Here is a 17,078-nt window from a genome sequence, read left to right on the forward strand (position 1 = left end):
GGCGACGTCGGCGAAATCTCACGGCGTGAAACATCGTCTCACCCAATGACTATATTCTGTCATGACTACTACGTCGAAAAAATGAACGACGGGGGACCCTCGAGAGCGTCGCGGCGATGGACCGCGGTCGGTCTCGCGGTCGTGGTGGGGTGTGTGATACTCGGGATCGGACTGACCGGCGCGGCGGCGGCCGAGTCGACGAGCCAGGACGACCTCGAGGCGATGGACGGGACCGGGACGAGCGACGACCCGTACGTCATCACGAACGCGAGGCAGTTGCAGGCGATGGAACAGGACCTGGGCGCGCACTACGAACTGGGTGACGACGTCGACGCCTCGGACACCGCCGAGTGGAACGAGGGAGCGGGCTTCGATCCGGTCGGCAACGAGTCACAGCCGTTCACCGGCGATTTCGACGGGAATGGGTACGCGATCGACGGCCTGACCATCGACCGGCCCGACGAGAGTTACGTCGGGCTGTTCGGCTATCTCAGCGCCCACGCTGACGACGTCGCGCTGACGAACGTGTCGGTCGACGGCGACACGCGGGTCGGCGCGCTGGCCGGGCACTTCAGGGGAACGGAGACCGACATGTCCGTGTCGGGTGCCTCGGTGACCGGGACGGTCGACGGATCGAGCGACGTCGGCGGACTCGTCGGCCGAACGGCAGCAACTGACGGGGTCGCGGGGGCCGCAGGCGTCGTGGAACGATCGTCGGCGCACGTGACGGTCGACGGAACGACGGCGGTCGGCGGCCTGGTCGGCAATCTCTCGACGACCGGGACCTCTGTGGACCACGCGTCGACGCACGGCACTGTCACCGGGGAGATGGACGTCGGTGGCGTCGTCGGGCGCGCCCCCGGCGTCAGTATGGAGAATTTGACGTCGACCGCGAGCGTGGACGGGACCGAGCGGGTCGGCGGACTGATCGGTACGTACGACGTTCCCGGAACTGCGGTCGCTTTGTGGTCTTCCAACGCGTCGGGCGACGTCGCGGGGAACGAATTCGTGGGCGGCCTGATCGGGAAAGCCGAGGTCAATCTGGACCCGGACTACGCTTACGATAGGAGCGACAGCCATATATTGGACGTCGAAGCGACCGGCAACGTGAGTGGAGACCGTCACGTCGGTGGATTGATCGGGAAAAACGGCATCAAAGTGTTCGACTCACGTTCGATGGGGACCGTCGTCGGCTCGGAGCGCGTCGGTGGCCTGGTCGGAACGAACGCCGGCTACGCCAAGCTGAATAACGTGACGGCAACCGGTGACGTACACGGAACCGCGGCCACCGGAGGGCTGGTCGGCCACTTCCACGGTGGCGACCAGGACGACCCAACATACGCAACCGACGCCACCGACCCGTTGGAATCGGACGACAAATTCAACGGTGTCGATACGGGTGAGCCGCTGTACGTCGCCGACGCCACCGCGACCGGTGACGTTTCCCTCCCGCCGGAGGAGGACTACGGTTCGGAGTCGGGTGGCTTGATCGGCACACAGAACGGTGGTTCGGTGTGGAACGCGGTGGCGACCGGTGACGTGGCTCACAGCAACGACGCCGGTGGTCTCGTCGGATACGCCGAGGGTGGCCTCGTCGCGCGATCGCTCGCGACCGGAGACACCCGGGAGGTGCGGCTTCAGGATGGAAACCTCGTGGGCAGCAACAACGGTGGTCTCGTTGGCTACACGACTGGTAACGTGACGAAATCCCGGTCGACAGGTGACGCGTCTGCCGACTCGATGGTCGGTGGCCTCGTCGGACAGACGGCAGGCGTCGTCGCGGACTCGACGGCGAGTGGAAACGTTACCGGCATTGGAACGTACTATGTCGGCGGAGTAACCGGCGGGTACGGTAGGATCGTCGACTCCTTCGCGACCGGTACGGTAACTCCGGAGACATATACACAGTCGAGGTTTGGTGGGCTGGCCGGAGGCAACTTCACGCAAGAAGGCGCACCCTCGGAGATTCGCGACTCCTACTGGGACCGGAACTCGACGAACCAGACCACCGGGGTCGGCTACGGATCGGAAGACGGCGCGACGGGACTCACGACCGCTGAAATGACCGGCGCCGCTGCCGAGTCGAATATGGGACTCGAGTTCGCAAGCACCTGGCGAACCACGAACCGCTACCCACAGCTCTCGTGGCAACCCGATTTCGACGTTGCGATAACCGAGACGAACGAACCGGTGACCGGCGGCGATAATCTGACCGTCACCGCCGAGGTCACCAACACCGGTGACCGGATCGACGAACAGACGGTCTGGCTCACCGACTCCGGATTCGAGGAAGAAGAGCGCGATTCGGTCGACGTCCTGCTCGAGTCCGGTGAAACGAAAACCGTGACCCTCGAGTGGGAAACCGACGTCCGCGAGGAGGGAACCGGCGACGTGACGGTTGCGAGCCCCGACGCGACAGCGACCGAGACCGTCACCGTCGAAGCGGTGGAGTTCGGCCCTGGAGGGATGCTCGGCAGCGGCACCAGCGACGATCCGTACGTGATCACGAACGCGACGCAGTTGCAGGCGATGGAGCAGGACCTGGGCGCGCACTACGAACTGGGCAAGGACGTCGACGCCTCGGACACCGCCGAGTGGAACGACGGCAAGGGCTTCGATCCGGTGGGCACCGAGTCCGAGCCATTTACCGGGCACTTCGACGGGAAGGGCCACACGATCGACGGCCTGACGATCGACCGGCCGGACGAGAGCGACGTCGGCCTGCTCGGCCAGGTCGACCAGACGGCCGAGTCGGTCAGTGAACCGGAGTTTTCCAACGTGACGCTCACGAACGTCTCCGTCGTCGGTGACGAACGCGTCGGCGGGGCCGTCGGGCGAGGCCTCGAACTGAACGTCGAGGACGTACACGTTCAGGGGGCCGTCACCGGTACCGAGAGCGTTGGCGGCTTGGTGGGAAAATTGGATCGGGATAGGGTGACCGACTCCTCGACGACCACGGACGTAAGCGGGGAGAACGCGGTTGGCGGAATCGTCGGAAACATCTCAGACGGCGGAGTCGAGTATTCTTGGGCGTCCGGGAACGTGACAGGCGGTGACCGGGTCGGCGGCGTCGTCGGTTCGCTCGTCGGCGACGATCCGGTGACGTTGGGGGTAGGGTGGTCGAACGCGTCGGGGGAGGTGACCGGTGAGGAGTTCGTCGGTGGCCTGGTCGGCGTAGCCAAGGATGGAGATGAAGCCGGGAATAATGGTGTGGTGCTGGAATCGGAGTCGACCGCGCGGGTGAGTGGGCAGCGCCACGTCGGCGGCCTTATCGGCTTCAATCAGGTCCGCCTGTACGACTCGACGGCTCGCGGGACCGTCGACGGGCGAACGCAGGTCGGCGGACTGATCGGAACGAGCGAGGGACGAAACACCGGTTGGTACGTCGAGAACGTGACGGCGACCGGCGACGTGAGCGGTCATAGCGACGTCGGCGGGCTGATCGGGGTCTTCCGGTCGACGAGCCCGTCCTACCCGGCGTACGTCGAGGACGGGGTGGCGACGGGGGACGTTCGCATCGACGACCAGTACTCCGCCCCCTACGAACGCTTCGGCGGGCTGATCGGCACGCAGTACGGCGGCGAGGTGCGCGACTCGACGGCGACCGGCGACGTGACCGGCCAGAACTTCATGGGCGGCCTGATCGGCCAGGCCGAGGGCGGGAGTGTGACGAGATCGCTGGCGACCGGAGACCTCGAGGGGAACGCCTTCTCCGGCGGACTGGTGGGCAACGGGACCGGCGTGGTGACCCACTCGCGGTCGACCGGCGACGTCGACGGAACCGGCGTCCTCGGTGGGTTCATCGGCCAGTCGGGCGGGACCGTCGAGAACTCGCTCGCATCCGGTGACGTCACGTCCAGCACGTCCGGAAGCGGGGGACTGGCGGCCACTCGTGGAACGTACGTCGACTCCTTCGCCACCGGCGAACTGTCCGGTGACGGCATCGAGGGCGGACTGATCGGGAGAAACGAATCCCATTACGGCGTCTCGACGCCGTTCGTCCTCGACGACGCCTACTGGGACGTCAATACGTCCGGGACGACGACCGGCATCGGGGACGGCGGCGGAGCGCCGACTCCCGAGGAAGGCGAGGCCATCGGACTCACGACCGCCGAGATGACGGGAACGGCCGCCGAGACGAACATGGGTCTCGAGTTCGGGAGTACGTGGCGGACCACGAACCGCTACCCACAGCTCTCGTGGCAACCCGATTTCGACGTTACGATCGCGGACACGAACGAACCCGTGACCGGCGGCGAGAACCTGACGGTGACCGCCGAGGTCACCAACACCGGCGACCGGACCGACGAACAGCCCGTCTGGCTCACCGACACCGGGTTCGAGGATACGGAGCGGGATTCGGTCGACGTGCTGCTCGAGCCCGGCGAGTCGAAAACGGTGACCCTCGAGTGGGCAACCGACATCTACGAGGAGGGTGACGGTGACGTGACGGTCTCGAGTCCGGACGCGACTGCCACGCAGAGCGTCACCGTCGAGGCGCAGGACTTCGGTCCGGCGGGGATGATCGGCAGCGGCACATCGGACGACCCGTACGTCATCACCAACGCGACGCAGTTGCAGGCGATGGCACAGGACCTCGGAGCGTCCTACGAACTGGGCAACGACATTAATGCCTCGAACACCGCTGAGTGGAACAGCGAGCAGGGGTTCGATCCCGTGGGCAACGAGTCCCACCCGTTCACCGGCGAGTTCGACGGGAAGGGCCACACGATTGACGGCCTGACGGTCGACCGGCCAACGGAGAGTTACGTCGGGCTGTTCGGATATTTTGAGACGGACGGGAGCGAACGCGTCAGCGACGTGATGCTGACGAACGTGTCGGTCGACGGCGACACCTACGTCGGCGGGCTGGCCGGACGGGTCCTCGCTTCAGAAGTATCAGCAACGCCAGTGGCGGAGGTATCGATACACGGTACGGTCAACGGCTCGACCCACGTCGGTGGGCTGGTCGGTTATGCCGCGGAGAGTCAGGTCACGCTGGAACAGGTGGCTTCAGACGTGAGCGTGACCGGCACGACTGAAGTCGGGGGATTGATCGGCACGCTCGACGGGCCGATCATCGAGTATGCGACTGCGAGCGGCGACGTAAGCGGGACGGACGACGTTGGCGGCCTCATTGGGTACATGCCCAGCGGCGCGCCGTATTATTCCTCGGCGAGCGGCGACGTGACCGGCCGCGACCGGGTCGGCGGCTTGGTGGGTAGGCTCGAAGGCCCGGGTGCAGTGGTGGATTCGGACGCCTCGGCCACTGTACAGGGCACTGATTACGTCGGTGGTCTGATCGGCCAGACCGACAGTAACTATTACCAAAGTGCTGCCGCAGTGCAGGAGAGTCGTGCGACCAGCACGGTGAGCGGACAGCGTCACGTTGGTGGGTTGATCGGGTCGAACACCGTCGGGGTGAGCGATTCGATAGCGAGTGGAACCGTCGAGGGGCGAATGCGCGTCGGCGGTCTTGTAGGGACGAACGACGCAACGAGCGAGTCGGGTGAAGCACCGTACGCCCCACTAACCAACGTGACCGCACACGGTGACGTGAGTGGTCAGGGCGACACCGGCGGCCTCGTCGGCGTCTTCAAAGTGGTCTATCCGACCGATCCGGAGTATTCGTACGTTGAAGACGGGACGGCAACCGGCGATGTCAGTGTCGACCTCGATGCGACCGTGGGCTCGAAAGAACAGGTCGGTGGGCTAATCGGTGCGCAGTACGGCGGTGCGGTACGCGATTCGTCGGCGACCGGTAACGTGACTGGTCGCTCAGAGACAGGCGGGCTGGTCGGCTACGCCGAGGGCGGTACCGTGACGAGAGGACTGGCGACAGGCACCGTCGAGGGAACCATATTTACTGGTGGACTGGTCGGCAACACGACGGGAGTGGTGACCCACTCTCGGTCGACCAGTGATGTCTCCGGTTCGTCTGTCAAGGGTGGGTTAATCGGACAGTCGAGTGGCGTCGTAGAAAATTCCTCTGCATCAGGCGACATTACAGGTAGATTGGGTGGGGGTCTAGGCGGTGCTGTCGGAACCTACGTCGACTCTTTCGCCACGGGCGAGGTGTCCGAAGCAGATCCCGGCGGTGGACTGATCGGGGTCAATAGCTCCTATTTCGTCGATCCGTCGTTTATCCTCCGTAACACCTACTGGGACGTCAACACGTCCGGGATGACCGACGGAATCGGAGATGGGGCGGGAGAAAAAGTACCAGAAGAGGGCGAGGCCATCGGACTCACGACCGCCGAAATGACAGGAACGGCAGCCGAGTCGAACATGGGACTCGACTTCGGGAGTACGTGGCGGACCACGAACCGCTATCCACAGCTCTCGTGGCAACCGGACTTCGACGTCTCGATCACCGAGACGAGCGCACCCGTCACTGGCGGCGAGAACCTGACCGTCACCGCCGAAGTCACCAACACCGGCGACCGAACGGACGAGCAGACCGTCTGGCTCACCGACACCGGATTCGGGGATACGGAACGGGATTCGGTCGACGTGCTGCTCGAGCCCGGCCAGTCGAAGACCGTGACCCTCGAGTGGGAAACCGACGTCTACGAGGAGGGAACCGGCGACGTGACGGTCTCGAGTCCGGACGCGACTGCCACCGAGACCGTCACCGTCGAGGCGCAGAATTTCGGCCCGGCGGGGATGGTCGGTAGCGGCACCAGCGACGATCCCTACGTCATCACGAACGCCACGCAGTTGCAGGCAATGGAACAGGACCCCGAGGCCTCCTACGCGCTCGGGAACGACATCGATGCCTCGAACACCGCCGAGTGGAACGACGGGAAGGGCTTCGATCCGGTCGGCAACGAGTCCGAGCCGTTCATCGGCGATCTCGACGGGCGTGGGCACACGATAGACGGGCTGACCATCGACAGACCGACCGAGAGCGACGTCGGGCTCATCGGCTACACGGAAAACCTCGGTTCCGCTTCCGGCATGGAGATCAGCGACGCCACGATGACGAACGCGACGGTCGACGGCGACGATCACGTCGGGATTCTCGTCGGAAATGCGAATCCCGGTCCGGACATCTCGAACGTCCACGTGCAGGGGGCCGTCATCGGGACAGACCGGGTCGGCGGCGTGGTCGGCCAGATGTACCTCGGGGACCTGACTGACGTGTCGGTCAACACGACTGTGACTGGCAGGAACAACGTCGGTGGCCTCGGTGGGTTCGTCAGGGTCGACAGTCAGCACATCTCGGTCGAAAGCACCGTCGACGGCGAGCATCGCGTCGGTGGCGCCTTCGGGACGAAGGAGTACGACACGTCGAACGTTTCGGTGACGACCGACGTCACCGGAGCCAGCGGCGTCGGCGGACTCGCAGGCGTCACGCCGGAATTTTTCAGAGACGTTCGGCAATCCTCGGCCAGTGGCACCGTCACCGGGACCACGAACGTCGGGGGGCTGATCGGTGAGACCACGGTCGTGGACGTCGTGGATTCGTCGTCCAGTGCGACCGTCGACGGCGGGCAGAACGTCGGCGGGCTCGTCGGCAACGTTAGCGACGCCGACCGGCACTCGGCACTCCGGGCGACGGTACGGAACTCGACGGCCTCCGGCGACGTCTACGGCGAGCAATACGTCGGCGGCCTCGTCGGCGTGATCAACGGTGGCGACTACTCCAATGGCGTGTGGAGACACGGACTGGTCACCGACAGTTCCGCGACCGGCGACGTGTACGCATACAACGAGAACTACGATGGGGACGAATACGTCGGTGGACTCGTCGGGATCATGCGCGACAGCCCCGACGCCGACGACTCGCCCCGCATTCAGGACTCCTGGGCGAGTGGCACGGTCGGCGGCGTCGACACACGGCCGATTATGGCTGGCGGCCTCGTCGGCTCGGTCGACGCTGGCACCGTCGCCCGCTCCTCGGCGACCGGCGACGTCGACGGCATTATTGAGGTGGGCGGACTGGTCGGCAGCAACTCCGGGACGATCACCACGTCGAGGGCCAGCGGCCACGTCGACGGGAACGAAATTGTGGGCGGACTCGTTCCGGTAAACATGGGGACCGGAACCGTCGAGCACTCGTCGTCGACGGCACAGGTCGATGGTGGCCCCCAATGGGATACTGGCGGGGTCGTCGGGTTGAACTTTGGCGGCGAGGTGAGCGACTCCTGGGCGGCTGGTCCAGTGTCCGGTGGCGGCGATCTTGGAGGCGTGGTAGGAGACAACCAGGGAACGGTCAGTGACTCCTACTGGGACATCAACGCGACCGGCCGGTCGGGCGGCGTCGACGGCGATCCCGACTACCCCGGCGTGACCGGGCTCACGACCGACCAGATGACCGGCCCCGCCGCCGAGGGCAACATGCCGGCCCTCGACTTCGCGAGCACGTGGGAGACGACCAACCGCTACCCACACCTCGAGTGGCAGCCGGCCTTCGACGTCGCCATCGAGGACACCAACGCGCCGGTCTCCGCCGGTGAGAACGTCACGGTCACCGCCGAGGTCACCAACACCGGCGAGATGGCCGACGGACAGACGATCTGGCTCACCGACACCGGATTCGGGGACACAGAGCAGGACTCGAGGACGGTCGCGCTCGAGCCCGGCGAGTCGAAAACCGTGACCCTCGAGTGGCAAACCGACGCCGGCGACGTGGGCGACGGAGCCGTGACCGTCTCGAGTCCGGACGCGACGGCCACCGAGACGGTCGAGGTCACCGAGCCGGTCGTCGACGCCGATGCCTCGAGCGTCGCGGCCACCTCCCCGCACGTCGCCGACGGGAGCGACGCCGCGACGGTCACGGCGACGGTCGTCGACGACAACGGCGATCCGATCACCGGGCTCGCGGCGAGCGATCTCGACGTCACGATCGGCGGCGACGCGACGGTCGCAGCCGACCCCACCGAGACGGAGCCGGGCGTCTACGAGTTCACCGTCACCGACGAGATGGTCGAATCGGTGACCGTCTCGATCACGGCCGACGGCGTCGCGCTCGCCGACGAGCCGACGATCGAGTTCGTCGACCCCCCCGAAGCGGCCTTCGACGTGGCGATCACGGACACCACCGCGCCCCTCACGGCGGGCGAGGAGCTGACCGTCACCGCGAACGTCACCAATACCGGCGACGTCGCGGACACCCAGACCGTGACGTTGACCGACACCGGCTTCGACGACGCCGAGCGGGACTCGGTCGACGTCACACTCGAGGCCGGGGAGTCCAACGACTCGGTCACGCTCGCGTGGCAGACCGACGCGGCGGACGTCGGCGACGGGCTGGTGACGGTCGCGACCGCGAATGCAACTGACACCGAATCGGTCTCCGTCGTCGCCCCGGAACCCGACGAGGCGGTACTCGCGATCGGCGACCTCGACGCCCAGTTCACCGACGCCACAGCGGGCGAAGCGTACGGCATCGTCGAGATTCCAATCGAGGAGATTGCCGGGATCGAAACCGAGAATCTCTCCGTCTCCCTCGAGATCACCGGCGACCAGTCGGGTGTCGTCTTCGAGGAGACGAACGAGAGCCTCACACTCGAGGGGAGCCAGCAATTGGCAACGTTCGACGTCGGAACGCTCGAGGCGGCCGACGAGTACACGGCGACCGTGAGCGCCGACGCCGACAACGCGGACGAATCGACCGAGTCGACGGCGTTTACGGTCGAACCGACTCCCGAGTCGGCGTTCTTCGACGTCGAGGTCGTCGAGACGAACGCGCCCGTCACGGCGGGGGAGGAACTGACCGTCACCGCGACCGTGACGAACACCGGCGACGCCGTGGATGCACAGTCGATCGCGCTGGTCGACGCTGGCTTCACGAATGCCGAGCAGGATGCGCTCGACGTGAACCTCGAACCCGGCGCGTCGAACGACTCGGTGGTGCTCACGTGGCCCACCACAGCCAAAGACGTCGGGACGGGAGCGCTGACGGTCCAGAGCGCCGACGACTCGTCGTCGGTCGGCGTGACCGTCGAGGAACCCGCCCCCGACGAAGCGACCCTCGAGATCGGCGAGTTCGCCGACCAGTTCCCCGACGGAACGGCCGGCGACGACTACGGGGTGGTCACCGTTTCGGTCGACGAAACGGCCGGCGTCGAAACCGACTCGCTTACCGTCACGCTCGAGGTGAGCGGCGAGAGTGAGGCCGAACTCGTCGCCGAGACGATCGCCGACCGGGAACTCGAGGGCCAGTCCGGGGAGTTCGCGTTCGACGTCGGAACCCTGCCCGAATCCGACGAGTACACCGCGACGGTCACGGCCGACGCCGACAACGCCGGCGACGTCACTCGGGAAGCGACGTTCGCACTCGCGGAGCCGTACGCACCGTCCGCGTTCGACGTGGGCGACCTCGAGCCCGACGTGGCCACGCTCGAGCGGGGCGAGACGTTCGACGTGTCGGCCACCGTCACCAACACCGGTGAGACCCACGCCGAACAGGTCGTGGAACTTCGCCTCGACGGCGACGGCGTCGCCACCGAGACGGTCGCTCTCGCGAGCGAGGGGGCCGAAACGGTCGAGTTCACCGACGTCGAGACGGCCGATCTCGAGCCGGGTACCTACGAATACGGCGTCTTCAGCGAGGACGATAGCCGGACCGGATCGCTCACCGTCGAGGCGGCCGCTCCGAACGAGGCCGTCCTCGCGATCGGCGAGTTCGGCGACGAACTCCCCGTCCAGCGGGCCGGATACGAGTACGGAACCGTCGCGGTGCCGGTCGAAGAGACCGGCGGAGTGGCGACCGAGAACCTCACCGTCACCCTCGAGATCGTCGGAGAGCACGACGGCGTGACCTACGAGGAGACGCTTGACAGACGCGAACTCGCGGACGAGGACGACGAGTTCGTCTTCGACGTCGACCGGATCGAGTCGCCCGACACCTACACGGCGACGGTCACCGCCGCCGCCGACAACGCGGATACCGTCACTCGCACCGTCACCTTCGACGTGCTGGCGCCGGCTACACCCGAGTTATCTGGCCTCGACGTCGCCGGACAGGGTGACGCGGCGACGATCGAACCGGGTTCGTCCGGCGACGTGACCGTGACGGTGACCAACGCGGGCGAGGTGGCCGGCCAGTTCCCGATCCTGCTCGAGATCGGCGAGGACGGCGACCCGATCGTCGAGGAAACGCCGTTCGTCGCGCCGGGCGATCACGCGACGGTCGTCTTCGAGAACGTCACGGACTCGCTCCCGGTCGGCACGTACGACGTCTCCGTGTCGGCGTCCGGGGCCGAGGCGGTGACGGGGACGCTGGCGGTCGAGGAACGGGCGGATTCGGCGTCGTTCGACGTCGAAATCGTCGAGACGAACGCGCCCGTGACCGCGGGCGACTCCGTCAGCGTCACGGCGAGTGTGACCAACGTTGGCGAGTCGGCCGGCACGCGAACGTTGACGGCTGCCGACTTCGAGGGAGGACAGCGCGACGCGGTCGACGTGACCCTCGAGCCGGGCGAGTCGACCACGGTCGCCCTCGAGTGGCCGACTGACGCCGGCGACGTCGGGACCGGAACGCTGACCGTCGCGAGCGGGGACGACACCGATTCGGCGACCGTCACCGTCGAGGAGGCCGAGCCGTCGTCGGCTCTCGCGATCGGCGACTTCGACGACGCATTCCCGAACGAAACGGCAGGTCACGACTACGGGACGGTCGAGATCCCGATCGAGGAGACTGCCGGGGTCGAGACGACGAACCTCTCCGTCTCACTCGAGATCACGGGCGAAGAGCGAGGCGTCGTCTCGGCGGCGACGAACCGTTCCGTGTCGCTCGCCGGCGACGAACGATCGGCCGCGTTCGACGTGGGGTCGATCGACGAGTCGGACGAGTACACCGCCGCCGTGACCGCCGACGCCGACAACGCCGACGAGGTAATCGAGCACGTCGTCTTCTCCGTCGAGGCCGACCAGTCGGATGGGTCGTCGGGTTCAAGCGGGTCGTCGGGGTCGGGTGGGTCGTCCGGCTCGAGTTCGGGTTCGTCGTCCGGGCCGAGCTCTTCTTCCGATCCGGCTCCGACGCTCGCCGTCGATCGAGACGCCGAGGAAACCACGGTAACTGCCGGGGAATCCGCCGCCATCACCGTGACCGTCGTCACCGACGCCGGACGGAACGAACCGGTGGATCTGAGGGTCGTCGTCGATCCGGCCGAACTCGACGATGAAGCACGACCCCACTTTGACGATGCCTACCCCCTCGAGGACGACGGGTTCGTCCTCGCGACCGAGCGGGTCGTCCCCGGTGGCGACGAGACGACGGTCACACTCGAGATCGACTCCACCGAAGGAGTTCCACCGGGAGAGTACGAGTACAGCGTTCGAACCGACGCCGACGCGAGGAACGGGACGTTACGAGTCCTCGAGTCGCCGACACCGAAGTGGGACGTCGACGCCGACCTCCGCGGATCGGTCGACGACGGCGAGGCGCTCACGGTCGAGGCGACAGTTACCAACGTCGGCGACGCGTCGGGAACCATCTCCGTCGAGTTCGCCGCCGGGAACGCCTCGGACGCCGAACGGATCACGCTCGAGCCCGGTGAGTCGAAGACCGTCGAGTTCGATTTCGTCCGGGAATCACCACGCGATGGTCTCGAGTGGGTCGTGTCCGCGGGTGAGGCTACCGAATCCGGTACCATCAACCTCGGCGATCGCTCGGACGAGGACGCGGCCGATCGCGGTACCGGGGACGACGACGTTCCCGGATTCGGTCCGCTCGCGGCGATCGTCGCCCTTGCGGCGATCGTCTCCGTGATCGCCCGACGTGGCGTCCGATAACTCCTTCCCACCGGCTCCCGCCGGACTCGAGGTCGATCACGAATCCGCCTTGTTCGGTGTCGAATCCGTTTCACGCCAGGCTCACAGCGGCCGGTCGGCCAGCACTCGGAGCCGTCCGTCGATGGTTTCGACGGTCGCCTCGACTCCGAATACGTCCGCCAGCAGTTCTTCGGTCAACACCTCCGTCGGCGGCCCGCGAGCGTAGATCGTGCCCTCCCGGAGTGCGATCACGTGTTCGGCGTGTCGTGCGGCCTGTCCGATGTCGTGTACGACGAGCACGATCGTCGTCGCCGACTCCTCGTTCAGCCGCTCGACGACGTCCATCACCATCAACTGGTGGCGGAGATCGAGAAACGTCGTCGGCTCGTCGAGCAAGAGCACGTCCGTCTCCTGGGCCAGCGCCATCGCGATCCAGGCGAGCTGTCGCTGGCCGCCGCTGAGCGCCCCCACCTCGCGGTCTCTGAGATCCTCGACGCCCGCTAACTCGATCGCCCGCTCGACGGCGTCCCGATCGTCGTCGCCGACCGGCTCGAAGAAACCGCGGTGGGGGTACCGACCGTGGTAGATCAGTTCCTCGACGGTGACGCTGTCGGGCGAGACGCTCTCCTGTGAGAGCATCCCCAGAGCCCGGGCGAACGCCTTGTCCCCGAACTCCGTGACGTCCCGTCCGTCGAGAACGACCGTCCCAGCATCGGGCTCGAGTTGGCGTGCGAGCGCGCGAAGGAGCGTGCTCTTGCCGCTACCGTTCGGGCCGACGATCGCGGTGATCTCCCCCGCCGGCACCCGGAGGGATTCGCCGTCGACGATCGGCTCGTCGCCGTAGCCGACGACGAGGTCCTCCCCACGGAGTGCGGTTCGACCCTCGACCGACGGCTCGTCGGCGTCGAGCACGTCAGATTCACGCTCCCGACGGTCGGAATGCTCGAGTTCAGTCATCACTCGGGTCGTCGGGCGTGCCGACGTGCTCGGCGAGGAGGTCGCGTCCGTCGGCGATCCGCCGCCTCCGTTCCTCCTCGGAGATCTGTCGCTCGAGCCGGCGTTCTTTGACGTCGGCGCGCACCCGTTCGACCCGTTCGGGATCGAACGAGGCGTCCTCGGGGATCGTTCCGTCGACCCACTCGTCGACGTGGGCTTCCCACTCCTCGCCGCCGTAGCGGCCGTCGGGGACGACCCAGTCGCGGTAGTCGGCGATCTCGTCCCAGTAGCCCCGGTCGCGGTGGACGTCCCGGACGACCGCGAGACCGACGCGGGCGCCGTTTCCGGCAGCGACGATCGCCTGGTGTGCGACGTCGGTGAGCCTGCCGGCGGCGTAGAGGCCGTCGATCGGGGTCCGACCGCCGCGGTCCGTCTCGACGAACCGCTCGTCCTCGTCGAATATCGTGCCGGCGTCGAGTTCGGGCAGGTACTCCGAATCGTACACCGAGGCAGCGACGACGCGCGTCGCGTCGACGACCCGCCCCTCCGCGGTCTCGACGCGAAACCCGTCCTCGAGCGGATCGACGTCCTCGACGAGTTCCGACTCGACGCAACACCCCTCGTAGCGGGCGTGTTCTCGGCCGAGTTCGAGGAACGTGGCCGGATCGATCCCGCCCGGAAAGCCGAGGTAGTTCTCGAGGAGCCCACACTGATCGATTGCGGATCGACCCCGAGCGAGGACGATCGTCTCGAGGCCCGCGCGGGCGGTGAAGATGCCGGCGGAGAGGCCGGCCGCGCCGCCGCCGACGACCGCGACGTCGTATCGCTCCGGGTCCAGGTTCGCCACTGTCGCGTCCGTCTTCGACTCGTTTCCACGGCGTTCCGTCTCGTTCGTGTCGTGTTCGTGATCGTTCATGGTCAGATCTCACCGAGGTTTCGTTTCTTGCGCATCAGATAGAGGAAGTACGGCCCGCCGACGAGCCCCGTGATGATGCCGACCGGAAGCTGTGTGGGGCTCAGGGCGAGTCGAGCGCCGACGTCGGCGACGACCATCAACGCGGGACCGACGAACAGACAGCCGACGATCACCCGTTTGTAGTCGCTCCCGACGACGCTTCGGACCACGTGCGGGACGATCAGGCCGACGAAGCTGACGATGCCGGCGACCGCGACGCTCGCGGCCGCGGCGAGGACGGCCACGCTCGCGAGCGCAAAGCGGACGCGCTCGACGCTCATCCCCAGCGCGCTCGCCGTCTGTTCTCCCAACAGGAGAACGTTCAACTGTCTCGAGGCAACGAGCGAGATTCCGACCGCGACGACCGTCCACGGGAGGACGAGTCGGACCTGTTCCCAGTCTGCGCCGACGAGCGACCCGGTCGTCCACTGGATCGCGTTCTGGACGACGCCGACATCGGGTGCGAACAGGAACAGGGCGGTCTGGATCGAACTGAAGACGGTGCCGACGATGACGCCAGCGAGCACGAGCCGAACCGGCGACGTCCCGCCCTTCCAGGCGATCGCGTAGACGAGCAGGAACGCAGCCATCCCGCCGATCGCGGCGAAAAGCGGCAGGTAGACCGCGAGACTCGCAAAGACGACGAGCGTCAGCAAGATCGCCAGCCCCGCACCGGAGGAGACGCCGAGGATGAACGGACTGGCGAGTTCGTTGCGCGTAACCGCCTGGAAGATCGCCCCCGAGATCGCGAGGTTCATTCCGACGAAGACCGCGACCAACACCCGCGGGAGCCTGACGTCCCAGACGATGATCTGTTCGGTCGCCTCGAGACTCTCCGTGAAGCCGGTGACGGCGGTCCACGGGGTAATCTCGCCGGCGAGCACTCGTTGGACCTGTCCCGTCGCTGGCTCGACCAGCGCGAGCCAGGCCTCGCCGATGGTCATGCTGTAGGAGCCGAGCGAGACCTGGATCAGTCCCGCGACGATCGTCACGAGCAGGCTCGAGACGACGAGCTTTCCGAGCGAGTAGTCGACCCAGCCGAGCCACTTGCCGGAGGTCTCCGGGGCTGGCTCGGAACTCGAGCGGACGCTGTCGGCCATCTACGCGTCGCCAGTGATGATCGCGGCGAGTTCCTCGCGGTCGAAGAGCTCGTCCTCGGTGAACTCCTCGGGATACACCTGTTTCGCCGCCATCTCGGTCTGAAAGAGGAGCGTAATCGGCCCCTCGTAGTTGATGCCGCCGGGGTAGATCTGTCCCTCGCGGACGGCGGTGATGGACTCGCCGAGCGGGTGGGACTCCATGTGCGAGACGAGGACGTCCTCGAAACGCTGCTCGTCGAGCGTGATGTCGTCGTCGTGTTGGCCTTCGGCGACGATGATCTCCGGGTCCAGTTCGGCGAGCGTCTCGTAATCCAGGCGGGTTCCCCACTCCGGAATGCCCGACCCCTCGAGGTTGTCCTGGACGTTCAGGTCACGCCACCGTTTGACGAAGTTCGCCTCGTCGTCGATGTACCGCGGGAAGAACTCCTCCGGTTCGTCGCCGATCGCCCGAACGATCAACACCTCCGGCCCCTCGTCGGGAATCCGGGATTGGACGTTCTCGAGGAACTCGTCGTAGAACGTCCGGAACTGCTCGAAGCGTTCCTGGCGCTGGAAGACCTCGGCCATTCGCTCGAACCCCTCGAACAGGTCGTAGTACTCGTAGTCCTGTTGCCAGTCGTCGTTGCGATGGCGCATGTAGCTCGCGAAGAACGGAGCGACGTTCTCCTCGAGTTCCTCGACGTCGTCCTCGTCGAGCCCGAAGGTGTGTTCCATGCGTTTGGGGTCGATGACGTGGAGATCGACGTCGAGTTCGTAGAACAGTTCCCTGTCCGCGCTCCGGTCGGGCGAGAGTTCCGGGAGCGTCTCCTTCTCGAGGGAGACGCCTGGCAGTTCGTCGTAGTAGCCGGTGTAGTACCGGTGGGGCTCACCGAGCCCCTCGAGGCCGTCGGCGACGTCCAGTGCGACGCCGATGTCGGCGTAGATGCCGTCGTTCGTGACCCACGTCTCGGGAACGGCGTCGAACTCGTGACACCCCATCGGGTCCATGCAGACTTCGTACGGCGTGTCGACGGCTGACTCGGTCTCGGCAACCGGTTCGTCGTCACCGTTGGCGTTCCCACCGTCGTCCCCTGCCTCGGTGCCGTTGCCCGCTTCGTCCGATTCGTCAGTTCCGCCTGTACACCCTGCAAGTACTCCGATACCCGCGGCGCTCACTAGCGACAGTGCTCTTCGCCTCGAGAGTCGTTCTCCGTTCACGGTATGAATAGAAGAATGAATATTAATAAGACTTACTAATAGATATTGTATTTGTATTAAAATAGTCGGCGGTGGGCCGTACGGTCGATCCGACCGTCCGACAGATCGACGACCGCCTACGGCCGTCGTGGTCGACCGACCGCCCACGGCCGCCGTGGTACCCCGGA

Annotated in this window: 5 protein-coding genes; 1 reads left to right on the forward strand and 4 read right to left on the reverse strand. The window is 66.2% G+C overall.

Annotated elements, in window-relative coordinates; all coding sequences use genetic code 11:
* Nucleotides 1–81 precede the first annotated feature (81 nt).
* Nucleotides 82–12,744, forward strand: coding sequence for a GLUG motif-containing protein (locus AB7C87_RS15345; RefSeq protein WP_369730362.1), 12,663 nt, complete (start codon nt 82–84; stop codon nt 12,742–12,744).
* Nucleotides 12,745–12,825: 81 nt separating this feature from the next.
* On the opposite strand, the gene AB7C87_RS15350 is transcribed toward AB7C87_RS15345, so the two are convergent.
* The 4 genes from AB7C87_RS15350 to AB7C87_RS15365 are packed head-to-tail and all read right to left on the reverse strand — an operon-like array spanning nt 12,826 to nt 16,911.
* Nucleotides 12,826–13,680, reverse strand: coding sequence for an ABC transporter ATP-binding protein (locus AB7C87_RS15350; RefSeq protein WP_369730363.1), 855 nt, complete (start codon nt 13,678–13,680; stop codon nt 12,826–12,828).
* Nucleotides 13,673–14,575 (reverse strand): FAD-binding protein, encoded by a 903-nt coding sequence (locus AB7C87_RS15355; protein WP_369730364.1) that lies wholly within the window; start codon nt 14,573–14,575, stop codon nt 13,673–13,675. The genes AB7C87_RS15350 and AB7C87_RS15355 overlap by 8 nt, the downstream gene beginning before the upstream one ends.
* 2 nt (nt 14,576–14,577) lie before the next feature.
* On the reverse strand, nt 14,578–15,714 hold the full coding sequence (locus AB7C87_RS15360) for a FecCD family ABC transporter permease (RefSeq protein ID WP_369730365.1): 1,137 nt from the start codon (nt 15,712–15,714) through the stop codon (nt 14,578–14,580).
* Nucleotides 15,715–16,911 carry an ABC transporter substrate-binding protein gene (locus AB7C87_RS15365; RefSeq protein WP_369730366.1) on the reverse strand — a complete coding sequence of 399 codons (1,197 nt, stop codon included), beginning with the start codon at nt 16,909–16,911 and terminating at the stop codon, nt 15,715–15,717.
* Nucleotides 16,912–17,078 lie beyond the last annotated feature (167 nt).

Origin of the sequence: Natrarchaeobius versutus, assembly GCF_041205745.1 — an archaeon.
Taxonomy (GTDB): domain Archaea; phylum Halobacteriota; class Halobacteria; order Halobacteriales; family Natrialbaceae; genus Natrarchaeobius; species Natrarchaeobius versutus.

What these genes read in the sequence shown, in the direction of transcription:
- AB7C87_RS15345 (WP_369730362.1), top strand. Translation starts at nt 82, where the DNA reads ATGAACGACGGGGGACCCTCGAGAGCGTCGCGGCGATGGACCGCGGTC.
- AB7C87_RS15350 (WP_369730363.1), bottom strand. Translation starts at nt 13,680, where the DNA reads ATGACTGAACTCGAGCATTCCGACCGTCGGGAGCGTGAATCTGACGTG.
- AB7C87_RS15355 (WP_369730364.1), bottom strand. Translation starts at nt 14,575, where the DNA reads ATGAACGATCACGAACACGACACGAACGAGACGGAACGCCGTGGAAAC.
- AB7C87_RS15360 (WP_369730365.1), bottom strand. Translation starts at nt 15,714, where the DNA reads ATGGCCGACAGCGTCCGCTCGAGTTCCGAGCCAGCCCCGGAGACCTCC.